General features: G+C 42.5%; 24 protein-coding genes and 1 other RNA gene. 7 read left to right on the forward strand and 18 right to left on the reverse strand.

Going from position 1 to position 21868, the window contains the following annotated elements:
• Nucleotides 1–5: 5 nt before the first annotated feature.
• From AC2A4J_RS13505 to prfB, 5 genes are all read right to left on the reverse strand, one after another.
• The gene (locus AC2A4J_RS13505) at nt 6–422 is read right to left on the reverse strand and encodes a hypothetical protein (protein ID WP_484176399.1); all 417 of its coding nucleotides are present in this window, start codon (nt 420–422) and stop codon (nt 6–8) included.
• A gap of 18 nt (nt 423–440) precedes the next feature.
• Nucleotides 441–917, reverse strand: coding sequence for a prolyl-tRNA synthetase associated domain-containing protein (locus tag AC2A4J_RS13510; RefSeq protein ID WP_484176400.1), 477 nt, complete (start codon nt 915–917; stop codon nt 441–443).
• Between the two features lie 121 nt (nt 918–1038).
• Complete coding sequence (hisC, locus tag AC2A4J_RS13515) at nt 1039–2100, reverse strand: histidinol-phosphate transaminase (protein ID WP_484176401.1); 1062 nt, start codon at nt 2098–2100, stop codon at nt 1039–1041.
• Between the two features lie 108 nt (nt 2101–2208).
• On the reverse strand, nt 2209–3711 hold the full coding sequence (gene lysS / locus AC2A4J_RS13520) for a lysine--tRNA ligase (RefSeq protein ID WP_484176402.1): 1503 nt from the start codon (nt 3709–3711) through the stop codon (nt 2209–2211).
• Nucleotides 3712–3759: 48 nt separating this feature from the next.
• A protein-coding gene (gene prfB, locus AC2A4J_RS13525; protein ID WP_255828189.1) for a peptide chain release factor 2 occupies nt 3760–4855 on the reverse strand; the annotation gives its coding sequence in 2 pieces (ribosomal slippage) (nt 3760–4782 and nt 4784–4855; 1095 coding nt in all).
• Nucleotides 4856–4999: 144 nt separating this feature from the next.
• Between prfB and AC2A4J_RS13530 the strand changes: the two genes are divergently transcribed.
• The 3 genes from AC2A4J_RS13530 (at nt 5000) to AC2A4J_RS13540 (ending at nt 6195) form a co-directional block, all read left to right on the forward strand.
• Nucleotides 5000–5299: a cell division protein ZapA gene (locus AC2A4J_RS13530; RefSeq protein ID WP_421849301.1), complete on the forward strand. Its 300-nt coding sequence runs from the start codon at nt 5000–5002 to the stop codon at nt 5297–5299.
• Between the two features lie 129 nt (nt 5300–5428).
• Nucleotides 5429–5606, forward strand: a non-coding RNA gene (ssrS, locus tag AC2A4J_RS13535) — 6S RNA.
• A gap of 4 nt (nt 5607–5610) precedes the next feature.
• Nucleotides 5611–6195 carry a 5-formyltetrahydrofolate cyclo-ligase gene (locus AC2A4J_RS13540; protein ID WP_484176403.1) on the forward strand — a complete coding sequence of 195 codons (585 nt, stop codon included), beginning with the start codon at nt 5611–5613 and terminating at the stop codon, nt 6193–6195.
• An 11-nt stretch (nt 6196–6206) separates the two neighbouring features.
• Here the strand turns inward: AC2A4J_RS13540 and traF (AC2A4J_RS13545) are convergent, their stop codons facing one another.
• The 8 genes from traF (AC2A4J_RS13545) to astE form a co-directional block, all read right to left on the reverse strand.
• Nucleotides 6207–7652 (reverse strand): conjugal transfer protein TraF, encoded by a 1446-nt coding sequence (gene traF, locus AC2A4J_RS13545; RefSeq protein ID WP_484176404.1) that lies wholly within the window; start codon nt 7650–7652, stop codon nt 6207–6209.
• Nucleotides 7653–7763: 111 nt separating this feature from the next.
• Nucleotides 7764–9041, reverse strand: coding sequence for a conjugal transfer protein TraF (gene traF / locus AC2A4J_RS13550; RefSeq protein ID WP_484176405.1), 1278 nt, complete (start codon nt 9039–9041; stop codon nt 7764–7766).
• Nucleotides 9042–9232: 191 nt separating this feature from the next.
• Nucleotides 9233–10027 (reverse strand): 3-deoxy-manno-octulosonate cytidylyltransferase, encoded by a 795-nt coding sequence (gene kdsB / locus AC2A4J_RS13555; protein ID WP_484176406.1) that lies wholly within the window; start codon nt 10025–10027, stop codon nt 9233–9235.
• Nucleotides 10027–10608 carry a KdsC family phosphatase gene (locus tag AC2A4J_RS13560; RefSeq protein WP_484176407.1) on the reverse strand — a complete coding sequence of 194 codons (582 nt, stop codon included), beginning with the start codon at nt 10606–10608 and terminating at the stop codon, nt 10027–10029. Before AC2A4J_RS13560 ends, kdsB begins: the two co-directional genes overlap by 1 nt.
• A gap of 3 nt (nt 10609–10611) precedes the next feature.
• A complete protein-coding gene (gene kdsA / locus AC2A4J_RS13565; RefSeq protein WP_484176408.1) occupies nt 10612–11478 on the reverse strand; it encodes a 3-deoxy-8-phosphooctulonate synthase in 867 nt (288 codons plus the stop codon).
• Nucleotides 11479–11552: 74 nt separating this feature from the next.
• Complete coding sequence (locus tag AC2A4J_RS13570) at nt 11553–12539, reverse strand: KpsF/GutQ family sugar-phosphate isomerase (protein WP_484176409.1); 987 nt, start codon at nt 12537–12539, stop codon at nt 11553–11555.
• 116 nt (nt 12540–12655) lie between these two features.
• A complete protein-coding gene (znuA, locus tag AC2A4J_RS13575; RefSeq protein WP_484176410.1) occupies nt 12656–13678 on the reverse strand; it encodes a zinc ABC transporter substrate-binding protein ZnuA in 1023 nt (340 codons plus the stop codon).
• Between the two features lie 108 nt (nt 13679–13786).
• Nucleotides 13787–14803 (reverse strand): succinylglutamate desuccinylase, encoded by a 1017-nt coding sequence (astE, locus tag AC2A4J_RS13580; RefSeq protein ID WP_484176411.1) that lies wholly within the window; start codon nt 14801–14803, stop codon nt 13787–13789.
• Between the two features lie 273 nt (nt 14804–15076).
• Between astE and AC2A4J_RS13585 the strand changes: the two genes are divergently transcribed.
• The 3 genes from AC2A4J_RS13585 (at nt 15077) to hemE (ending at nt 17701) form a co-directional block, all read left to right on the forward strand.
• Nucleotides 15077–15613 carry an NUDIX hydrolase gene (locus AC2A4J_RS13585; protein ID WP_484176412.1) on the forward strand — a complete coding sequence of 179 codons (537 nt, stop codon included), beginning with the start codon at nt 15077–15079 and terminating at the stop codon, nt 15611–15613.
• Nucleotides 15570–16382: a DUF2927 domain-containing protein gene (locus AC2A4J_RS13590; protein ID WP_484176413.1), complete on the forward strand. Its 813-nt coding sequence runs from the start codon at nt 15570–15572 to the stop codon at nt 16380–16382. Before AC2A4J_RS13585 ends, AC2A4J_RS13590 begins: the two co-directional genes overlap by 44 nt.
• 218 nt (nt 16383–16600) lie before the next feature.
• Nucleotides 16601–17701, forward strand: a complete 1101-nt coding sequence (gene hemE, locus AC2A4J_RS13595; RefSeq protein WP_255828176.1) for a uroporphyrinogen decarboxylase — start codon at nt 16601–16603, stop codon at nt 17699–17701.
• 74 nt (nt 17702–17775) lie between these two features.
• On the opposite strand, the gene AC2A4J_RS13600 is transcribed toward hemE, so the two are convergent.
• Nucleotides 17776–18144: a hypothetical protein gene (locus AC2A4J_RS13600; protein ID WP_484176414.1), complete on the reverse strand. Its 369-nt coding sequence runs from the start codon at nt 18142–18144 to the stop codon at nt 17776–17778.
• Nucleotides 18145–18272: 128 nt separating this feature from the next.
• On the opposite strand from AC2A4J_RS13600, the gene AC2A4J_RS13605 reads away from it, so the two are divergent.
• Nucleotides 18273–18611: a P-II family nitrogen regulator gene (locus AC2A4J_RS13605; RefSeq protein ID WP_255828174.1), complete on the forward strand. Its 339-nt coding sequence runs from the start codon at nt 18273–18275 to the stop codon at nt 18609–18611.
• 87 nt (nt 18612–18698) lie between these two features.
• Here the strand turns inward: AC2A4J_RS13605 and AC2A4J_RS13610 are convergent, their stop codons facing one another.
• From AC2A4J_RS13610 to AC2A4J_RS13625, 4 genes are all read right to left on the reverse strand, one after another.
• Entirely contained in the window at nt 18699–19409 is a 711-nt protein-coding gene (locus AC2A4J_RS13610) for an ABC transporter permease (RefSeq protein WP_255828173.1), read from the reverse strand.
• Between the two features lie 3 nt (nt 19410–19412).
• The gene (locus AC2A4J_RS13615; protein WP_255828172.1) at nt 19413–20102 is read right to left on the reverse strand and encodes an ABC transporter permease; all 690 of its coding nucleotides are present in this window, start codon (nt 20100–20102) and stop codon (nt 19413–19415) included.
• A 75-nt stretch (nt 20103–20177) separates the two neighbouring features.
• Nucleotides 20178–20936, reverse strand: coding sequence for a transporter substrate-binding domain-containing protein (locus AC2A4J_RS13620; RefSeq protein ID WP_255828171.1), 759 nt, complete (start codon nt 20934–20936; stop codon nt 20178–20180).
• A gap of 77 nt (nt 20937–21013) precedes the next feature.
• Nucleotides 21014–21781: an ABC transporter ATP-binding protein gene (locus AC2A4J_RS13625; RefSeq protein WP_255828170.1), complete on the reverse strand. Its 768-nt coding sequence runs from the start codon at nt 21779–21781 to the stop codon at nt 21014–21016.
• Between the last annotated feature and the right edge of the window lie 87 nt (nt 21782–21868).

A 21868-nucleotide genomic window follows, 5' to 3' on the forward strand; every position in this document is an offset into this window, starting at 1 on the left:
CCAATTCAAGAAATCATAACCTCAATAAACCATTTTGGCTGCATAGCCTCGAAGTCAGTTCGAATATTCACAGGTAAGTAACTGGCGGAATCTAGCACAAAAGCTTTACCATCAACTCGCTTAAACACCACCCAATGCCAGAAGTCTTTACCTGCTTCTTGATGATGCTTAATGGCAAGCAAGGCCAAATCCGGCAAATCATTCCATGATGAAAACGAAATCTCTTCTGTCGATGTTTTCACGCCAGCAGCAGATAACATTTGTCTTACATATTGAGTGTCCGACCAAAGAGATTTATCGTCCGCATAAATCCCCATTGCATTGGCTGAGGCTTTCATCTGTCCATAGGTTTTACCCAGAATATTCGCCACAGTAGCAATGCCGCAACCAGTGGCTTCCTCTTGTATTACAGGTTCAAGCATTAATGGCTCCTTAAATATTTAAAGCTGAATAACCTTACTTGTCCTGCCTAAGTGTTCAAATAATATCGCTATGTCGCTAAGTTTCATAACCAAAGTAGAGGTATTCACCAAGGGGTGACACTGTAACGTCTCGGATTGCCATACATCTTGATCAATAATAACTTCCACTAAGCCCTCAGGGTCATTCACCACACCTAAAATAGAAACAGAGCCAGGCGCAGTGTCTAGATACTTTTCTAGTCGTTGAGGAGAGGCGAAACTCAACTGCTTCACATCAAGAATGCTAGATAAGTAATTCAAATCAATTTGCTTCTCATCCAAAACAACGACTAGAAAGTGACGCTTGCCTTTTCGGTCCCGTAAAAATAAATTTTTAGTCTTTGCTCCAGATATATGAGAATTTATACGGTTGGCTTCTTCACACGTATAAACAGGCTCATGATCAAACTTTTCGTATGAAATTTTCAAGCCATCAAGCGTTTCAAATATTCCCATAACCCTCTTCTCTGTCGCTTCCCTGATAATGCAGCTTAACAAAAAATGAGAGCATAAAAAAACCGCTCATTGAGAAGCGGTTTTATAAAACATAACCATTAAAATAAACACAAGTGCGCGATTACAGTGTTTTCAACGCTGCCGTTAGGGCGGCCATTTCTTCATCCGTTCCGATAGTAATTCGTAAATAGTTGCCAATACGTGGTTTGTTGCTACCAAAGAAACGAACAAGAATCCCCTGCTCTTTTAGAGCCAAGTAAATTTGCTCAGCGTCTTTGTCTGGGTGTGTTGCGAAAACAAAGTTAGTTGCTGATGGAATGATGTTGAACCCTAACGCTTGCAGATCTTTAACAGACTGCTCGCGCGTGGCGATGGTTTTATCACAAATCTCTTTTAGATAGGCTTCATCTTCCACTGCTGCTGTCGCACCTGCTAAAGCAATGCGATCGATTGGATAGGAGTTGAAAGAGTTCTTCAAACGCTCCAAACCTTCAATCAAATCTGGGTGACCCAATGCATAACCCACACGAATCCCTGCCAAGGCACGTGATTTCGACAAGGTTTGCACAACCAACAGATTTGGATATTGGTTAATCAAAGACGCGGCACTTTGTGCGCCAAAGTCCACATAAGCCTCGTCTACTAGCACAACCACATCTGGATTCGCTTTTAGAATTTTCTCAATATCAGCCAAAGGTAAGGCTTTACCCGTCGGTGCGTTAGGATTGGTAATAACCACACCTGACACATCTAGGTTTTCATAATCTGCAGGGACGATGTCGAAATCATCGTTAAGCGGGATCAGTTTTGGTTCGATGCTGTATAAACCAGCGTACACTTTATAAAAGCTATAAGTGATGTCAGCGAAAGCCAATGGTTTACCACCAGCAAAATACCCCATGAAAGCCAACGCCAATACTTCGTCCGAGCCGTTGCCAACAAACACTTGATTCGCATTTAGCTGGTAACTTTTTGCTAAGGCGTTTTTCAGGGTTACACAGTTTGGGTCTGGATAAAGACGTAAACGCTCACTGACTTCCAACGCCATTACTTCTAGCGCCTTAGGCGACGGAGAGTATGGACTTTCGTTGGTGTTTAGCTTGATGTACTTTTTATCTTGCGGTTGTTCGCCTGGCACATAAGGGTCAAGAGAAGCAATTTTATCTGTCCAAAAACGACTCATGGAATGCTCCGTTGTACGTCATCAAAAATAGAGTATGGAAACAAAATAAGGCCTCAATTGAGGCCTTATAAATACATTACTAAGTATCAGTGACTATCCGGCCTGGGATCAGTCCTGAGGCTTCATATGTGGGAACAACAATACATCACGGATAGATGGTGCATCAGTAAACAACATCACCAAACGGTCGATACCGATACCTTCACCAGCGGTTGGTGGTAGACCGTATTCCAGTGCATTGATATAGTCTGCATCGTAATGCATGGCTTCATCATCACCCGCGTCTTTTTCTGCAACTTGACGCATGAAACGCTCTGCTTGGTCTTCTGGATCGTTAAGCTCCGAGAAACCGTTAGCGATTTCACGACCACCCACGAAGAATTCAAAACGGTCGGTAATGAAATCATTGTCATCATTACGACGCGCCAGTGGCGATACTTCCGCTGGGTATTCCGTAATGAAAGTCGGTTGATCCAATTTATGCTCTGCGGTTTCTTCGAAGATTTCTGTCCAAAGCTTACCCAGGCCCCAAATTGGTTTCACGTCGATTTTTAGTTTCTTCGCAACAGCTGTCGCGCCTTCTAGCGTTTCTAGATCTGCCGCTGTCAATTCTGGATTGTAGTGTAAAATCGAATCCAACATGCTCATGCGAACAAACGGCGCACCAAAGTCATATTCAGAACCTTGGTAAGTGACTGTCGTTGTGCCCAAAACTTTCTCAGCCACTTCACGCAACATAGCTTCTGTTAGATCCATTAGATCTTTGTAGTCTGCGTACGCTTGGTAGAATTCGATCATGGTGAATTCTGGATTGTGACGAGTCGATGTACCTTCGTTACGGAAGTTACGGTTAATCTCGAATACACGCTCAAAACCACCGACAACCAAACGCTTCAAGTAAAGCTCAGGCGCGATACGCAAGTACATACTCATGTCCATCGCATTATGATGCGTAACAAATGGACGCGCTGACGCACCACCAGGAATGGTTTGTAGCATTGGCGTTTCAACTTCCATGAAACGACGATCTTCTAAGAAGCGACGAATCGTAGAGATGATTTTTGAACGCATTTGGAAAGTCTCGCGAGACTCTTCGTTTACGATCAAATCAACATAACGCTGACGGTAACGCATTTCCATATCAGACAAACCGTGGTGCTTGTCTGGTAATGGACGTAGAGATTTGGTTAGCAATTGCGCTTCTTGCATATCAATGTACAAGTCGCCTTTTCCAGATTTGTGAACTGGACCTGAAATACCAATAATATCGCCCAAATCCCACGTTTTTTGATCAGCCAATAGCTCTGGGCTTAAGGCTTTACGGTTTACATAAGCTTGGATTTGACCTGTCATGTCTTGTAACAACATGAAAGCGCCACGGTTACGCACGATACGACCAGCAATACTAACCTTGTGGTCTTTTTCTTCTAGCTCGGCTTTTTCTAGTTCGCCGAATTCCGCTTGAAGATCCGCTGCGTAAGCATTTGGACGAAACGTATTTGGGTAAGCATTACGCTCAGCGCGAATAGCCGCTAATTTACCGCGACGTTCTGCTACTAAGCGGTTGTCGTCAGATTGTACTGCGGATTCTGTGTTATTTTCGTTAGCCATGATTTTGCTATCTACTCTTTTTAAGTGTTCTAAATAAGAAACGGCGCTTTATAGGCCCTGTTTTAAACTTGCAATGATAAACTGGTCTAAATTGCCATCTAACACAGCACCAGTATTGGAAGTTTCCACTCCTGTACGCAAATCCTTAATACGTGACGCATCCAATACATAAGAGCGAATCTGACTGCCCCAACCGATATCAGATTTGCTGTCTTCAACCGCTTGCGCCGCTTCAGTCCGTTTCATCATTTCAAATTCGTACAATTTGGCACGAAGTTGTTTCATGGCAAAGTCACGGTTAGCATGTTGAGAACGCTGGTTTTGACATTGCACCACGATACCCGTAGGAACGTGGGTAATACGTACCGCAGAGTCAGTGGTGTTTACGTGCTGACCACCGGCACCAGATGAACGGTAAGTATCTGTACGGATGTCTGCCGGATTGATTTCAATATCAACGTTGTCGTCGATCTCAGGAGAAACGAAGACAGACGCAAACGATGTATGACGACGGTTACCTGAATCAAAAGGCGACTTACGAACCAAACGGTGTACACCGGTTTCTGTACGCAGCCAACCAAACGCATACTCGCCTTCAAAACGAATAGTCGCGGATTTAATCCCAGCAACATCGCCCGCGGATACTTCCATCAACTCAACTTTAAAGCCTTTGTCTTCACCCCAACGCAAATACATGCGCAATAGAATGTTGGCCCAATCTTGAGCTTCTGTACCGCCAGAGCCTGACTGAATATCCAAGAAAGCACTGTTTTCGTCCATTTCTTTGGAAAACATGCGGCGGAATTCTAACTTGCCTAACAGAGCTTCTAACTCTTCTAGTTCAAGTTCAACCGCTTCTACAGAATCTTCGTCGTTTTCTTCTACGGCGATATCTAACAGTTCTTTGGAATCATTAAGACCAGATTCCATGCTGTCTAGGGTTTCAACAACGGCTTCAAGCGCTGCACGCTCTTTACCGAGTTTTTGGGCGTATTCTGGATCGTTCCAAATAGCTGGATCTTCCAGTTCACGGTTAACTTCCTCTAAGCGTTCTTTCTTTGACTCGTAGTCAAAGATACCCCCGAAGGGTTAAAGCACGAGCTGAAAGGTCTTTTATCTTTGAAAGTATCGGGTTTATTTCCATATTGGCGTCAATTTGCTATAAACAGTGTGGATAAATGTGATTCGGAATTGTAACGAATTTAGTCGCAGCATAAAATGCCATTCGCTACCCAATGATGGAAAAACAGACCATTTTTTGTGGGCCTTGCTATCAAATGGAGTCAATATGGATAAGCCAACCGTTTCAGTCGCCATACTGGGACAAAATTATAAGATAAATTGCCCTAAAGGGCATGAAGCAGATTTGAAAGAAGCTGCCGAGTATTTAAACAATCAAATGCGCGAAATCAAAGCCAGCGGCAAAATAGTCGGCCTTGAAAAAATAGCCGTACTTGCGGCATTGAATATTACTCACGATATGCTTAATAACCGAAAATACGCCCGTTCTAACGAGCAGCAGTTGCGAGAACTGACATCACAGCTTGATGCTGCTTTAACGCATGAAACAAAGTTGGTTAACGAATAAACATCCATGGTTTATTTCTTGATCTACTTTTTTGATTGCAAGCGTAGAACACGAATTTTCTTCATACAATGCAGAAAACGTTTTGTGCTATTGAGTGATTTCTATGGTGAGTTACTCTATACTGGACTTCGTTTCCTGGGTTGTTCGAAGCGGCTTAACGCCCTTGAGCCTATGAGTAATACCCCGGAAAGAGCCTGCTGGTTTGGTGTGCATGTCCGTGCGTCGGAAAGCCTAAAGAATCACAGCTCTCTCCACCTTGAACCACTGGGTTCAAGGCCAATAGCCGAAACGGCAACTTGGGAAACTCTTTTATGACTTCACATCTCGATCCTCGACAAACCCTTCGTCGCCAGCTACGTCAAAGTAGAAGAAACCTTTCTACTGATGAGCAATTAAACGCGGCTAACTCGCTAGTAAGTCGTTACGCTAAAATGCTTGAACAACTAACTATTCAGCCACCTAAACGCGTTGCTTTGTATTTAAGCAATGATGGTGAGATATCTCCTCATCTACTTTGTGAACATTTCTGGCAACAGCAAATCGAAACTTATCTTCCTGTCGTACAAGGCAAACAACTAACATTTGCACGCTATAGCGAAGAAACGGTCTGGCAAGAAAACGTTTTTGGTATCAAAGAACCTATGACTAAAGAGTACCTATCTGGTAATGAGCTGGATATCGTCTTATTACCTTTAGTTGGATTCGATTCAAAAGGCGGACGGCTTGGAATGGGGGGCGGCTTTTACGACAGAACCTTTGCCAACAAAAGAGCCGATGAAAAACCATTATTAATAGGTTTAGCGCATGACTGCCAAGAAGTAAAAAGCCTACCTATTGAAGGTTGGGATGTGCCATTGCAAGGCATTATAAGCCCTACACAAATCATCATTGTTTAACCAAAGCAGGATTAATAAACAAAACTATAGCCTATCGAGAAAAACGCACCAGAATCTCCCTTTTCATTTTCTGGTGCGTAGGCAACATCGATATCCAAACGTCGAGATAAAGTAACACCTGCTGTGTAATACGTCATTCCATCCTCAACCATGTTTTTGCGAACTCCTGCTCGTAATCCCATTGAGAAAAAATTATCACTGAAATAAGAAACGGATACTGCACCCCATTGATATTTATCTCCTAAAGGGTCTTTGATTGAGTTAGCATCAAATGAACCTGCAATAGAAAAATTTTGATCCTTACTCTTCAAGGCAGCGCTCAAATTTAGCTGAGCCTTCATTTTGTAGGTTTCATTCAATGATAGCTTTCCATCAGCCGCGAAATCATGAGCCGCATTACACGCAGAAAAGTCTGCACCCGTTAGCCCGACGCAACTACTTATTACTTTATAATCAAACTCAGGCTCATTCACATTAGATAATGTTGCACCCAGCTGCAAATATCGAGCAGCAATAATTGCCCCCAAGTCCAAAGAAATACCATCAGACACAGACTCTCGACTTAAAAAGAAATCACCGTAAGACACACTAGACTCACCATCGTCATTTAACACTTCCAGCTTCTGATCCATTGCGAGCTTATGAAGGTTTACTCGACCACCTAGAATCAAAGCACTTCCCTCAGTACGTGAGTACATTTCACTATATCCAATACTAAATTTGTAATTGGAAACGCGTTTTAAATACAAAGACGTGTCTGTTTCTAATTCAATCCCATCCAAGTCGGCATTTTGTAACTCATTAGCATCACTAATATCTCGTAGCGCACTCAAACCAGGCAAAGATAAATCATCCGATAGAATTTGCGCGCTTCCCACTAAAGACGCACTGGCATCCACCATAAAAACCCCTCTTCTACGAGTTTTGTAAATGATGGGCATAAAAGGTCCTTGCACCGTAGTCGCAAATTTAACATAAGTTGTATCTGCAATCTCGGTAATATCATTGCTCACATTTGCCAAGCTACTGTCAATTGTATCGAGAGCTGCATTTACTTCCTGAACAATATAGGCATTCGCAGCAGCCTCTTTGTCAGCATCGCTGCCAGCCGTGTTGTTATAGACATTGGTTGCCCCGGCTTCAATCGCACTTAAATCAAGAGATGATAAAAAGTCGGTATCAATACTACTTTCTAGGTCATCCACCTTGTCATTGATAGTCCCTACACCGCCACCTTCCACTCCGATTCCGATTGGCCCAAGAAAGCCAACCCGAAAGCCTTGTAAATTGGCCATAAGATAAGAAGCAGCGGGATTTCCCATAGCCGTAGATAAGGCATGGCGGTTAGCGTAACTGCCCAATACAGTACTGGATCCCATAGGTTGATAAGTATACATCGCCGCCATCACTGAAGAACTAAGCAGTGATAAGCAAACGAAGAAACAATACTTGATCATGATAAAGAAGCACCTCTATTAACCAAAACTTACTGCTCGAAAATAGCCCGTAAAATAAAAAAGCCGATAAAATTCATGTTATCGGCTTTTTTTGTCATATCTTTACATTTTTTAGAAGGCAGTATCGTAACTAAGTGATAAGAATCCACCGCGTGGCATTTCATCACCGTCTTCATCTTCAACAGTATCCAGCGCTACAGCAAGATCTAGATTCAAACGCTTCAAGAAAGTCAAACCAAGTGACGCGTAACTTAGCTCAGTACCAGCCATATTTTGACGATAACCGATACGAATACCAGGTAAGAAATGCGAATCACCGTAGTAAGACAAAGAAGCGGAAGCCCATTGATATTCATCACCTACAGCATCTTTTACGGCATTAGTGTCATAAGACATACCCAAAGTGACTTGTTTACCAGACGTAGAAACCGCCGCATCGATTGTAGTTTGCATTTCCATAACATACTTACCGCCTGAGGCCACTTTCCCTGCTGTAATCAGAGAAGATGCGGCACCACAGCTATCGGTACCACAGGTAGTATCTAATGCAACTCCATCAAACTCCGGCTCATTCACGTTCGCAAAAGTCACACCGACTTGGTAATAATTCGACACCCAAACGGCTCCCAAATCAACACCAACACCTGTAGACTCTACCGCGTCATCATCTATTGCATCAGAAATAGCATCATCCACTTCAACCGAATCATCTTCCAATGCCACCAAAGCATGACCCATTGAAATATTATGCATAGTCGCCTTGATACCACCGACCAACATACCATGAGAGTTTTGCCACATGGACTGGCTATAACCCAAACCAATAGCAAGATCTACAGCTGTTTTGGCATTAAAAGAAGCATCCGTATCAACAGTATCATTAGCGGTATCGGCAACAACTTGACTTGATACCACATTAGCTTTTGCTATTGCTGAAATACTAGCATCAAGGGTAAAAGCCCCCTTATTGTCCGTTTTGTAAATAACAGGCATGAGAGGCACTTGCAGAGATGCGGATGTCTTCACATAAGCCGAGTCACCAATATCAGACAAAATATTTTGAATTTGAGTAGCACTTGTAGCCTCATTTCCATCCGTCGTATTGTCAATAATATCTTCAATTTTTTCAGCGCGATCCGATAAATCACTCACATCGCCCATTTCAATGCCAATACTTACAGGCCCTAAAATACCAAAACGGAAGTTATCTTCATCTTCTTGGTTAACCATTAAAAAGGGTGCGGCTGGGTTAGCAAGAGCGGTAGCCAATGCGCGTTGGTTAGGCGCATTACTCAATGTAAAACTTGAGCCTACAGGCTGATTGACTGGCATTGCTGCCAAGACTGCAGTACTTAGCAAACTGCTTGAAACGAGTATGAGTTTTTTCATGATATAGCCCTTCGCAAAACAAAAACGTAAGTAATTAGCAAAAAATAACCACCTTTGAACTAATTGTATACGCATTACTTACATTTCTCCTACCCTAAATAAGGGAAAAATATACCGGAAAAATACATAAAGCATAAAAAAACGGCAAACCTTAATAAGATTTACCGCTCTAATTGTTTTTAATAAATAGACTAAATGCTATCTAAAGAAAGCTGATACCTAAGCTTCTCCAAATCTTCTGGGGTATCCACACCATGAGTAGGCAGACCATCCGCCAAAGCTACTTGAACCTTGATGCCTTGATGCAAGAAGCGTAACTGCTCAAGTTTTTCCCAACGCTCAAGTGGTGACATTGGCAAATCGGCGTATCGCGCTAATAAGCTAGCCCGATATACGTACAAGCCAATATGACGAAGGGCAGGAAAACCAACTGGCAATAAACCTGTTCTATCAAGGTTACTAGCAAAGCCATCTCTATCCCAAGGCATAGGAGAGCGACTAAAATACAGCGCACGCTGCTTTTCATCACACACCACTTTCACTACATTGGGATTAAAGAAGTCTTCGGCCTGATCAATCGCGCAGGCAACCGTTGCCATCTCAGCTTCTTTATCTTGGTTTAACGCGATTACACTTGAATGAATCAAGTTAACCGGTAAAAAAGGTTCGTCACCTTGCACGTTAACGACAATCTCATCGCCCAGCCAACCCATTTTGGCCGCCACTTCAGCAAGACGCTCTGTGCCGTTTTCATGATCATCGCGAGTCATCACAACTGATGCCCCAAAACCAAGCGCGGCTTTCTCTATAAGCTGATGATCTGTGGCAATCGTTACTGATTGCGCACCCGCTTTTAAGGCTAACTCGTAAACCCACTGCAATACTGGCTTGCCACCTAAATCGGCCATCAACTTCTGTGGAAAACGCTGAGAAGCGTAGCGAGCAGGAATTACGATGTGAAAATCAGGTAAAGATTGAATCGTCATTATTTTTCAAACTCCGGCTTTTGAGCCAATTCATAGGCGTATTCCAAAGACATTCTAGACGCTAACACCATGTCAGCAACTTCCCTTGCGACGCCTTCACCAGCGGCTTTACTAAGTATAATAGGACAATGACGTTGCAATAAAATATGTGCGTCTGCTGGGCATAGGGCAACACCAACTTTAGGCATGACTTGAAGGTCAATCACGTCATCGCCAACATAAGCGGCTTCTTCTGGTTTAATCCCCAAACGCTCTACCAACTCATCAAAGGCTTCAGCTTTGTTATGGCAACCAGGATAAAAATGTTCTACTTTTAATTCCTTCATTCGTTGCCTTAATGGTGCAGAATCTTTCGCGGTGATAACCGCAACCTGAATACCCCACTTTGGCAACAGCTTCATTGCCACACCATCTTTTACGTTGAAGCGCTTTATGGTTTCGCCTTGCTCAGTGTAAAGCAGACGTCCGTCAGTTAGTACGCCATCAACGTCAAACACCACCAGTTTCAAAGCTTGCAGCTTAGCTAACAACCCCTTATTAGTTTCGAGCGCAGGATAAAAAGAAAGAAAAGCCGCATCCATTTCTTAAACGCTCGTATCCAATGTTTCGAAGGTTTTTACCAATTCATCAAGCTGCTTCATCTGCTTTAGGAATGGCGCTAATTTACCCAAAGGCAAAGCACATGGACCATCGCATTTAGCATTATCTGGATCTGGGTGAGTTTCTAAGAACAAACTAGACAAGCCAAGTGACATACCTGCACGAGCCAATTCAGTGACTTGCGCACGACGGCCATCAGCAGAATCTTCACGTCCACCTGGACGCTGCAAAGAATGGGTTACGTCAAACATGACAGGGAAACCAAACTTTTTCATTTCTCCGAAGCCAAGCATATCAACAACCAAGTTGTTGTAGCCCATCATGGTGCCACGCTCACAAAGCATAAGTTGATCGTTTCCGGCTTCTTGGCATTTTGTCAGGATATGTTTCATTTCATGTGGCGCTAGGAATTGTGCTTTTTTGATATTAATCACAGCACCGGTTTTCGCCATCGCCACAACTAAGTCCGTTTGGCGAGACAAGAAAGCAGGCAACTGAATCACATCTGCCACTTCAGCAACTGGCGCACACTGATACTCTTCGTGCACATCGGTAATCACAGGCACACCAAAGGTGTCTTTGATCTCTTGTAGAATTTTCAACCCTTCTTCCATACCAGGGCCACGGAAAGAATTGATAGACGAACGGTTCGCTTTATCAAAAGAGCCTTTAAAGACATAAGGAATGCCCAGCGCTTCCGTCACTTTTACATGTTCTTCTGCTACACGCATTGCCAAGTCGCGAGACTCTAATACATTCACACCACTGAACAACACAAAAGGAAGGTGGTTAGCCACTTCAATCTTGCTACCAATTTTAATAATCTTTGATTCTTGAGCTAACTGCGTCATGAGAACTCCATTTTAATCTAGGTTTGCTCACTTTAAACAAATCTAAAGCGGCGTAAAATTTGTTGGGCCGTTTTTTATCGATCGTAAATTTCTAAAATACCGGATAAATTGTTCGCATCGTCCACCACAACCAACAAGGTAATTTTATCACGCAGCATTTGTTCTTCTGCTTGCACTATCATCACATTTTCATTGATGGTTTTGGGGTTAGGAGTCATCAAGTTAGCCATGGTTTTATGTATCATGCCTTCACTTTCTTTAAGCATAGCTCGACGTAAGTCACCATCGGTAAAGATCCCCAGTAACCTCCCTGCTTCTTGAATCAATACCACGCCCATTCTGCCACGTGTCATAACAGAAATGGCGTCTTTCAAGGTAGTTTCTGGTGCACAAACAGGCAGACTATCCTTATGCATTAGATCTTTAACACGAGTTAACAGTTTACGACCTAAGCTGCCACCAGGATGAAAACGGGCAAAGTCTTGTGGCTGGAAGTTACGACACTCCATCAAAGCCACGGCCAAAGCATCACCCATAGCGGTTGTCATTGTTGTCGATGTAGTTGGCGCTAAATTATTTGGGCAGGTTTCTTTATCAATAGAAAGGTCCAGTACGCAATCGCAATGTTTCGCCAAAGTAGAATCTGTGTTTCCCACCATGGCAATACTTGGATTTCCGAAACTTTTCAGCGAAGGAAGTAAGCGCATCAACTCTTCAGTTTCACCAGAAAAGCTGATCAATACCAAAACATCTTCCGGCTGGATCATGCCTAAATCGCCATGAAAAGCCTCTCCTGGGTGGAGAAAGAAGCTCGGCGTGCCAGTTGAAGCTAATGTGGCAGCAATTTTTTTACCAATCAAACCAGACTTACCCATGCCACAAATAATAGTACGACCCTTGCTAGCAAGAATCAGTCGAACGGCTTTGGGAAATTCTTCGGTTACTTGGTTGGCTAAATTAGCTAAAGATTGAGCTTGTGTAGATAAAGTACGTCGAGCACTTTCAATAAGGATATCGGAGTGGGAACTCGAATCGGCACTCAAATTAAATATATCGCTCATAAAGCCTCGCTGCCCAATGTAATAATCGTAAAGTAAGACCATTATACAGAGGAGAAAGCGGGAGGACTATCAAAGAGCAAGCATTCCTTGCCTACTCTTTGATAAACACAGAGGTATTATCCTAAACAGCTAAGAAATTGACCACTCAAACTGTCTAAAAATGAGAAGTAAGCATTGCTTCCCATTTTCACCTTGCCACCCAATGGGTCTAAAGGTGCAGTTTTAACATCAGAACCTTCCAATAGCGTTTTCACTATCGCAGGGCTAAATTGTGGTTCACTGAAGACACACTGCACGTTATGCTCTTCAATCTCGCGACGGATCTCAGCGACTTTTTTCGCACCCGGTTTACGCTCTGGGCTGACGGTAATTTCGCCAGCGTGATTTAGTCCGTAATGCTGCTCAAAGTAACTATAGCCATCATGGAATACAATATAAGGAACTTTATTGACCTTGTTGAGTGCTTTGCGAATTTCTGCGTCTTTCGCACTCAAACCTTTTTCAAAGGACGCCAAGTTCCCTTTGTAATACTCAGCATTCGCCGAATCTAATGACACCAAACGAGCTGTAACTGCTTTTGCCAATACTCGAGCGTTATCAGGTGATAGCCAAACATGTGGATCTACACCATCATGATGATGTCCTTCGTGTCCTTCGTGTCCTTCGTGTCCTTCGTGTCCTTCGTGTCCTTCGTGCTCATCATGTTCTTCGTGCTCATCATGTTCTTCGTGCTCATCATGATCTCCATGCCCTTCGTGTTCATGATCATCATGCGCTTCGTCTTCATCATGGTGATGCTCTTTAGCAAAGTTATGCAATGCCATACCATCTAATGCTAACCACTCGATTGACGAGTCTTCTTTACCGGCATTCTCAAGTGGTTTTTCTAAAAATCGTTCTAAAGACTCGCCTACCCAGACGACTGTATCAGCATTGACAATTTTCCGCAGATCCGAGGGGCGCAAAGCAAAATCATGCGGCGATGCCGTACTGGATACAATTTGCTGAATCTCCGCTTTATCGCCAGCAATCGCGGCAACGACCATAGAAACAGGCTTAATACTGGTAACAATTACGGGTTTAGCGAATGCTAAAGGAGATAAGGCTGACACACCTAAGGCCAAAAGAAGTTTATTCATTATTCAATACCGTCAAATTAATGTTATAACGTAACAGTACGATATTAAAAAAAGAGATTCAAGGGGTTAGCTTAAATCTCTTTTTTCATAAGGCAAAAATTACCCCGCTTAATTTAACGTTAAATCAGCCATTAAGGCGCAACGCACTATCAAGCCAGCACGCTGACCAACAGGGAGATTGGTATTTGGAAACACAATCGCATCACCCGTTTGCTTAATGTAATAATCGCTTTTGTTAGAGAGCGCTATTCGATAGCCAGCTTCAAATGAAGTAAAGTTTTTCACATCAGCAGCAATACTTAACTCATAACTGTCATCGTCTTTCACCAAGCTATCTAACACGCTAAATGCACACAAACTAGACAAGGAAGATTGTGCTAGAACGCCCTTTTCCAATAACAAAGTCAAACTGTCTTTAAGATCAGCAAAGCGCGACAAATCATTTTCACCAAACGGATACACTTTCCCCAATTCAACCGTAAAAGCATGAGCATCATGCACGGCAAAACTATAATAAGAAAAAGTCGTTGTTGGCTGGTGCGACAATAAAACCGCGTCGATTCCACTGGCTGCTAAGAACGCCAATTGCTCTTGGTTATAAACACCATTTTCAACATAAGGATAAACGGCAAATTTTTCATACACAGAGCCTCGAATGGCCGTGTGCAGATCGTAATGTAGCTTTACTTGATCCGCTTTATTCTCAACGTTTGAGTAAAAATCACTAACAGCTTGCTCTAGACGTTGCGCTCTCTTTGCTTCAAAACCCTCAAACTTTTGCCACGCGCCACTGAACAATCGATTCAGATTCACATCACAAAAACGTTTTGCCGAATTAGCCGCTACCGGGTTACCTATTAGCACTAATAACCGAACACTCAATGTAACGGCGCCTTCTAATATATTGGTAACCAATTGATTTACTAACTCGATCGGACCGGTTTCATTACCGTGGACGCCAACGGACAAAACAAGGCTAGTCGCACTCGACTGTGTAGGCTCAAGACGTAAAACTCCCGTATCCTCAACAAAGCCTATACCACCTGGAAAAGAAAACTGAAAAGGCGTAATGCCATCTTGGTTAGCAAGTGTTAACGCTAAAAAATCATTGTTCAAAATGGACATGTTTTCCACTAACCTTCCCTATTAATTTGATTACAAAATACAGCTTAGAAGCAACAGATTATGATACCGCTTTAGGCTAAATAATAAGGTAAATAATGCCAAGACGTAGCTATTACGCAAAAACAGGTCGCTTTCTCGACACCCTACACGCTCTAGTAGGCTTATTATCTTGAGTCACTCTGCACTCTTTAATGAGTAAGAAGGCTTTTCTTTCAAGACAAATGCCGATACCCTTTTGCTTTCTACCAGATTCACTTTCTAATTGAGTATTTTATGCCCGAAAATGACGAAGTCATTATCTTAGTCGATAAAAATAACAGGATAATTGGCGATGTGCCACGACGCTTAATGAACTTTGGCAGAGACTTTCATCGTGTCACTTATATTTTGGTTTTTAACACGGCAGGAAATTTACTCATTCAAAAAAGAACCGACGACAAGGCTTTTTGTCCAAGTTTTTACGGAGTGACGACTGGTGGCGTGGTTGAAAAGGGCGAATCCTACATTGATTCTGCCCATAGAGAATTGCAAGAAGAACTAGGATTTGATGCCCCGCTCGAAAGCCAAGGTGTGTTTTTTACCGAAGGGGAAGGCTTTAAAATATGGGGGAAGATTTTCACTTGTCACTACGATGAAACGGTACATGGCGAACTAACCTTACAACCTAAAGAAGTCGCTTCTGTTCATGAAATGAGTATCGATGACGTACTAAACAATACTGACAATTTACCATTCACGCCAGATTCGTTAAGTGCGTTACAACATTATGCTAACAAACTTACTCAGCCTCAGCCTGATGATCCGCTATAGTCCTTTTTGGCTCATAGTTTTTTTCCTCTCCTCATTCGCTTTAGGTGAGGAACGCTGGCAAAACGATGCTTACATACAAGACAGCTTTATTAAAATTGCTTTAGAGCGTGAGTACAAAGAAACCAAATACCCTAAATTAATCCGCTGGAATAAACCTATTAAGCTGTTTTTTGAAAGCGACAGTGGTGACGCCAGCCTACAAAAAGAATTACTCAGCGTCCACGCACAGCACCTTGCCTACATTACAGGGCTGCCAATCGACTTTACCAACGACCCTAAACAAGCCAATATTTTTATTATTTTCACCACCTATGACAATATCGAAAACAAAGTCAGACAATACATAGGTGACCCAGAAAAAATTCGTGCAGCGCTAAATGAAGCCATTTGCCTAGGTAACTTTAGCCGTAATGGAAAATACGAAATCACCAAAGGTAGCATCATTATTCCTGTCGATTATGCACGCAGAAAGGCGCGCTTTTTGGATTGTATTGTAGAAGAGATCACGCAATTACTCGGACTTCCCAATGACTCTAATGATGTTTTTCCCTCTGTGTTTAACGACGTTAGTGTAGATACTTACCTAAGTCCTCTGGATTATTTACTGCTTAAATCCCTTTACTCTACTCATCTCAAGCCAGGAATGAATGTCGCACAAACAAAAGCCGCCTTTCCTAAAGTTTTAGCTGAACTACATGCCAATCAAGACATAGAAAAGGCCGCCCAACGAGTACAAAAATACAGTCTTAAAACCTATCTTGGCGACTGATTTTTATATACGCAGCCAATCATTTAAAGGCCTTTCACGAAAAAAGGCACGATCCTAATAGGCGAAAGAAGTCTTAAATAGGCACAGACAAACCCTGCCATAGATCAATAATATTAGCCTTTTCAATAACCAAGCCATAAATTGTGCTTATTCACTCTGCTTTTCCTGTCCAACTTAGGTAAAATGCGCCAACTGAAAATTTATATCGGAGAGTCCTAATGTTTCCAGAGCTCAAAAATGACCGCTTTTTGCGCGCATTACTCAAACAACCTGTCGATACAACACCTGTATGGATGATGAGACAAGCAGGACGCTACTTACCAGAGTACCGTGCCAGCCGCGCAACAGCCGGAGACTTTTTGAGCCTTTGCAAAAACGATGCGTTTGCTTGCGAAGTAACCCTTCAACCACTTAAGCGTTACGACCTAGACGCGGCCATTTTGTTCTCTGACATACTCACTATTCCAGATGCTATGGGTCTAGGCTTGTATTTTGAAACGGGCGAAGGTCCTAAATTCAGACACACTATTCGTAGCAAAGCCGATGTGGATGCTATTCCTGTTACAACAGCGAACGACTTAGACTACGTAATGAAAGCAGTCACCACGATCCGCCACGCTTTGAATGGTGACGTGCCACTAATTGGTTTCTCTGGCAGCCCATGGACACTGGCAACCTACATGGTAGAAGGCGGCTCAAGCAAAGATTTCCGTCACATAAAAGCCATGATGTACCGTTCACCTGAAACCCTACACGCCCTACTCAGCAAAATCGCGAAATCTGTTATCGCCTACCTTAACGGTCAAATTTTAGCAGGTGCTCAAGCCTTACAGATTTTCGACACGTGGGGTGGCGTGTTAAGCGGACCAATGTATCAGCAGTTCTCATTGCTATACATGAAAGAGATTCTAGATGGCTTAATTCGTGAGCATGAAGGTAGAAAAATCCCTGTCATTCTATTCACTAAAAATGGCGGTCAATGGCTAGAAAACATAGCTGCAACTGGTGCCGATGCTCTAGGCTTGGATTGGACCACAGACATTGCAGAAGCTCGTGCTCGTGTCGGAGATAAAGTGGCACTGCAAGGCAATATTGATCCTTGCGTTCTTTATGCTGATAAAGATGTCATTGAACGCGAAGTAGAGAACGTATTGTCTGGCTTCGGTACAGGAAGCGGCCATGTATTTAACTTAGGCCATGGCATTCACCAATTTGTAAATCCAGATCATCCAAAATACTTGATCGATGCCGTTCATGAACTAGGAAGAAAATATCACGAACCTAAATATGATGACCTAGATGAGTTGAATGGCCTTTAAGGCCGTATAAACAAAAAGGTAGAGCTTTATCATAAAGACCTTCGCCCAGGTACTAAGCGAAGGTCTTTATGATTTTACGCGACTAACGTTTCAAACCCCTGTAAACACAATGCTTCGGCACTCTTATTCTGTTTTTTCCAAATGCCATCTGACGTCATAACCAAGCAATCGAAAGTCTGGTTCACATAGCAACAGACGTGATCGACTCCACGCCAGTCCAACCAAGACAAGCGCCCAAGTAAAAAATCATTAGCAAGCGGAATCAACACCAGCCTTAACTGCAAATTATTAACCGTGCCTTGAGTGCGATAACAAGCAAGGCTTTGAGGCGAAGAGACACTGGACAATTGCACGCCATCGCGGTCAGACAATAAAGCAGCAACGTCAGCAAAAAAAGTCTCTGAACCTGATACAAAATGCTCACTTGGTGTTATTTTTTTCATTTTAAGCACTCCATTACAATGAAGATATGTTTACTAAATGTAGATCATAATCATCAAGCCTGTAGCGACTTTTTTAATAGAGTGGTATTTTTAGACTAATTAATGCTTTATTCGTATGGAGAAAAAAAATGAAACTAATTACGGCCATTGTTAAGCCTTTTAAACTTGATGAAGTGCGTGAAGCGCTTTCTGAAATTGGTATTAACGGCATTACCGTCACTGAAGTGAAGGGTTTTGGGCGCCAACGAGGCCATACAGAACTTTACCGTGGAGCAGAATACGTTGTCGACTTCCTGCCAAAAGTAAAATTAGAGCTTGCAGTAGAAACAGACCAAGTTGAACGCGCTATTGAAGCAATCCAACAAAGCGCAAACACTGGCAAAATTGGCGACGGAAAAATATTCGTTACGGCTCTAGAGCAAATCATCCGCATTCGTACAGGTGAAACGGGCGCGGAAGCAATCTAAGTTATTACCGCCCATTTTAGGCATTTAGTTGCTATAAAACAAAAAAGAGGCCGAGACCTCTTTTTTGTTTTAGTGACGTTTATCAGATCAACCTTTATCAGGAACCTTGATGGATAATGTGCCCAAATAACGATTTTGGCGTAACTCAATCTGACGAAAAATTGCAATGATCACAATGCTAATTACCAAGTAAATAGCACCTGCCGCCAAGAAAATTTCCATCGGCGTATAGGTTCTTGCGATGATAGTTCGCGCCATTCCTGTTAAATCCAGAATCGTAATCGTACTCGCCAAAGCACTGCCTTTTAGCATCAAGATAATCTCATTGCCATAAGCGGGTAGAACAATACCAAAAGCACGAGGTAATAAGACACGTCGGTACATCTGAAACTTCGTCATACCAATGACTTTACATGCTTCAACTTCGCCTTCAGGAATTGCTTGAATCGCGCCGCGGAAAATCTCAGCGGTATAAGCAGAGGTATTTAGCGTAAAGGCAATAATGGCACACCAAAATGGCTCTCTCAGTATTGGCCACAAGAAACCTTCTCTCACGACATCAAATTGCGATGCGCCGTAATATACCAAAAAGATCTGTACTAACAGCGGCGTTCCACGGAAGAAAAAGATATAAGCAAAAGGCACTGCTCGGATCCATGCAATAGGTGAAATCCTTGCTAAAGCAATCGGCAAAGCAAAAACACCACCCAATACAATAGAGACAATCACTAACTGAAGACTAACCCAAGCCCCTTCGAGCAAACGGGGAAAATATTCAACAACAACCGAAAAATCCATACATTATCCCCTATTCAAACCACGGCTCGCTCGTTTTTCCATATAGGAAACGAACACCATAGAGATAATGGTTAAAGCCAAATACATAAATGCTGCGACCAAATAAAACAGGAACGCTTGCTTGGTACTACTTACAGCAATATTTGCCTTACGCATAATATCGTCTAACCCAACAACAGATACCAAAGCAGTATCTTTTAGCAAAACCAGAAATAAATTCCCTAGCCCAGGCAATGCAATTCGCCATACCTGCGGCAAAATAATACGGTAAAACTTTCGAATGGGCCCCATTCCTAAAGCGGTTGCTGCTTCATGCTGCCCTTTCGGAATAGATTGTAGAGCACCACGGAATACTTCTGTTGCATACGCGCCAAACGTCAAACCAAGTGCAGTAACACCTGCTGCAAAAGCGCCAACTTCAATATATTCGTCGTAACCAAACAAACCGGCTATCGCCATCAAAACACTGGTTGCACCAAAATAAATAATAAGTACGGTTAGCAGCTCAGGAATACCACGAATAATTGTGGTGTAACCGTTAGCGATCCATCGAATAACTGCGATAGAGGACAATTTAGCAGAGGCGCCTAATAGTCCTAAAATCAAACCAACAAACAGCGAAGCCAGCGCTAGCTCTAAGGTAACAACAGCACCTTGCAGCAGCTGATCACCGAATCCATGAAGATCAATCATAGTTTTTTCTCAGAGTAAGCTTAAAGTAGGTTTCTCGGCACTATTGTGCCGAGAAACTCTAAGAAATATCTACGCTTAGTAGATAGAGAACGGGAAGTAACGAGCATTAATTTTCTGATAAGTACCATCCGCTAAAATAGCATCAAGTGCTTTATTCAATTTCGCTTTCAACTTGTCATCACCCTTACGAATAGCAATAGCAATGTTGTCTGTTTTCATGAAAGCATCGCCTTTAAACTCAAATTTAGAACCACTTTCTGATGTTTTCAACCAGTTATACGTTGGCAACTCATCAGATAGAACAATGTCCAAACGACCAGAAACAAGGTCTAGATACACATTATCTTGGTTGTCGTAGAATTTTAAGTTGGCTTTACCTGAAAAATTATCTTCAAGATATTGCGCACCAAGAGTCGCACGCTGTGCACCAATGGTTTTTCCATCAAGATTTGAAAGATCAAATGTCTCACCAACGCGCCCCATGAAACGCAAGCCGCCTGAATAATATTTATTGGTGAAATCAACTACTTTCAAGCGGTCTTCTGTAATAGACATAGACGCAATAATCGCATCAAATTTGCGCACTTTAAGTCCAGGGATCAAACCATCCCAATCCTGAGTCAAGATCTCGCAATCTGCTTCCATTTTTGCACACAAAGCACGAGCGATATCCACATCAAAACCTTGTGGCTTACCATTTGAGTCAATAAAGTTAAATGGTGCCCAAGCACCTTCTGTGACAAAACGTACTTTATCGGCAGCCTGTACAGAAACAGCGGAAAATGCAGCTGTTAGCAATAGCGCTGACCCCAAAACCATTTTTTTCAATTTCATTGTAATCCCCTTAGTATATTTGTTTATTTATTTAGTCATTTTACTTTGATCTTGTCGTTGCTTTATACAGCAATCAACTAAAACACACTGGATATAAACGCTTTACAGCGCTCTGATTTTGGTGCGCCAAACACTTGATCTGGCGTACCTTTTTCTTCAACCACACCCTGATGTAAAAATACAACTTCACTAGACACTTCACGAGCAAAATTCATTTCATGGGTCACTATAAGCATAGTACGCCCTTCTTCCGCTAAATTGCGCATAACGCTAAGCACTTCGCCCACAAGTTCAGGATCCAACGCTGATGTCGGTTCATCAAACAATATTACCTGAGGATCCATTGCCAATGTCCTAGCAATAGCAACACGTTGCTGTTGACCACCAGACAATTGATTAGGGTACATGTCCTTTTTTTCTGCGATACCGACTTTACGCAATAAATGCTCAGCGTATTCTGCGACTTCATGCTTAGGACGTTTTAGAACGTGAAGAGGCCCTTCCATCACATTCTGTAAAATGGTCATATGCGGCCATAAATTAAAGCTTTGAAAAACAAAACCAATCTGCTGACGCATTTGCGTAAGTTGCTTCATATTGTTGGCGACTAAGTCAGACTCACCTTGAATCAAATCAAGCTTATTGCCATTAAAAAGGATATCGCCTCGGGTGGGATTCTCAAGCAAGTTAACACAGCGTAAAAAAGTACTTTTACCTGAGCCACTAGAACCAAGAATAGAAATGACGTCACCATCGTAAGCTTTTAGGGAAATCCCCTTCAACACCTCAATATCACCAAACGTTTTATGGATATCAATGAGCTCTAACGCCGGGACTTTCGACATGTTTTATACCTTCTTTTATTGTATGAACTTATTATTTTTGCCGTAATAACAACGAAACACTTAATTGACGACTAGCTAATAAACAAT

The organism is Marinomonas sp. ATLA20, assembly GCF_057180105.1.

Excerpts from the sequence above, each read along its gene's own strand:
- AC2A4J_RS13505 (WP_484176399.1), bottom strand. The coding sequence starts at position 422 with ATGCTTGAACCTGTAATACAAGAGGAAGCCACTGGTTGCGGCATTGCT.
- AC2A4J_RS13510 (WP_484176400.1), bottom strand. The coding sequence starts at position 917 with ATGGGAATATTTGAAACGCTTGATGGCTTGAAAATTTCATACGAAAAG.
- hisC (WP_484176401.1), bottom strand. The coding sequence starts at position 2,100 with ATGAGTCGTTTTTGGACAGATAAAATTGCTTCTCTTGACCCTTATGTG.
- lysS (WP_484176402.1), bottom strand. The coding sequence starts at position 3,711 with ATGGCTAACGAAAATAACACAGAATCCGCAGTACAATCTGACGACAAC.
- AC2A4J_RS13530 (WP_421849301.1), top strand. The coding sequence starts at position 5,000 with ATGGATAAGCCAACCGTTTCAGTCGCCATACTGGGACAAAATTATAAG.
- AC2A4J_RS13540 (WP_484176403.1), top strand. The coding sequence starts at position 5,611 with ATGACTTCACATCTCGATCCTCGACAAACCCTTCGTCGCCAGCTACGT.
- traF (WP_484176404.1), bottom strand. The coding sequence starts at position 7,652 with ATGATCAAGTATTGTTTCTTCGTTTGCTTATCACTGCTTAGTTCTTCA.
- traF (WP_484176405.1), bottom strand. The coding sequence starts at position 9,041 with ATGAAAAAACTCATACTCGTTTCAAGCAGTTTGCTAAGTACTGCAGTC.
- kdsB (WP_484176406.1), bottom strand. The coding sequence starts at position 10,027 with ATGACGATTCAATCTTTACCTGATTTTCACATCGTAATTCCTGCTCGC.
- AC2A4J_RS13560 (WP_484176407.1), bottom strand. The coding sequence starts at position 10,608 with ATGGATGCGGCTTTTCTTTCTTTTTATCCTGCGCTCGAAACTAATAAG.
- kdsA (WP_484176408.1), bottom strand. The coding sequence starts at position 11,478 with ATGACGCAGTTAGCTCAAGAATCAAAGATTATTAAAATTGGTAGCAAG.
- AC2A4J_RS13570 (WP_484176409.1), bottom strand. The coding sequence starts at position 12,539 with ATGAGCGATATATTTAATTTGAGTGCCGATTCGAGTTCCCACTCCGAT.
- znuA (WP_484176410.1), bottom strand. The coding sequence starts at position 13,678 with ATGAATAAACTTCTTTTGGCCTTAGGTGTGTCAGCCTTATCTCCTTTA.
- astE (WP_484176411.1), bottom strand. The coding sequence starts at position 14,803 with ATGTCCATTTTGAACAATGATTTTTTAGCGTTAACACTTGCTAACCAA.
- AC2A4J_RS13585 (WP_484176412.1), top strand. The coding sequence starts at position 15,077 with ATGCCCGAAAATGACGAAGTCATTATCTTAGTCGATAAAAATAACAGG.
- AC2A4J_RS13590 (WP_484176413.1), top strand. The coding sequence starts at position 15,570 with ATGCTAACAAACTTACTCAGCCTCAGCCTGATGATCCGCTATAGTCCT.
- hemE (WP_255828176.1), top strand. The coding sequence starts at position 16,601 with ATGTTTCCAGAGCTCAAAAATGACCGCTTTTTGCGCGCATTACTCAAA.
- AC2A4J_RS13600 (WP_484176414.1), bottom strand. The coding sequence starts at position 18,144 with ATGAAAAAAATAACACCAAGTGAGCATTTTGTATCAGGTTCAGAGACT.
- AC2A4J_RS13605 (WP_255828174.1), top strand. The coding sequence starts at position 18,273 with ATGAAACTAATTACGGCCATTGTTAAGCCTTTTAAACTTGATGAAGTG.
- AC2A4J_RS13610 (WP_255828173.1), bottom strand. The coding sequence starts at position 19,409 with ATGGATTTTTCGGTTGTTGTTGAATATTTTCCCCGTTTGCTCGAAGGG.
- AC2A4J_RS13615 (WP_255828172.1), bottom strand. The coding sequence starts at position 20,102 with ATGATTGATCTTCATGGATTCGGTGATCAGCTGCTGCAAGGTGCTGTT.
- AC2A4J_RS13620 (WP_255828171.1), bottom strand. The coding sequence starts at position 20,936 with ATGAAATTGAAAAAAATGGTTTTGGGGTCAGCGCTATTGCTAACAGCT.
- AC2A4J_RS13625 (WP_255828170.1), bottom strand. The coding sequence starts at position 21,781 with ATGTCGAAAGTCCCGGCGTTAGAGCTCATTGATATCCATAAAACGTTT.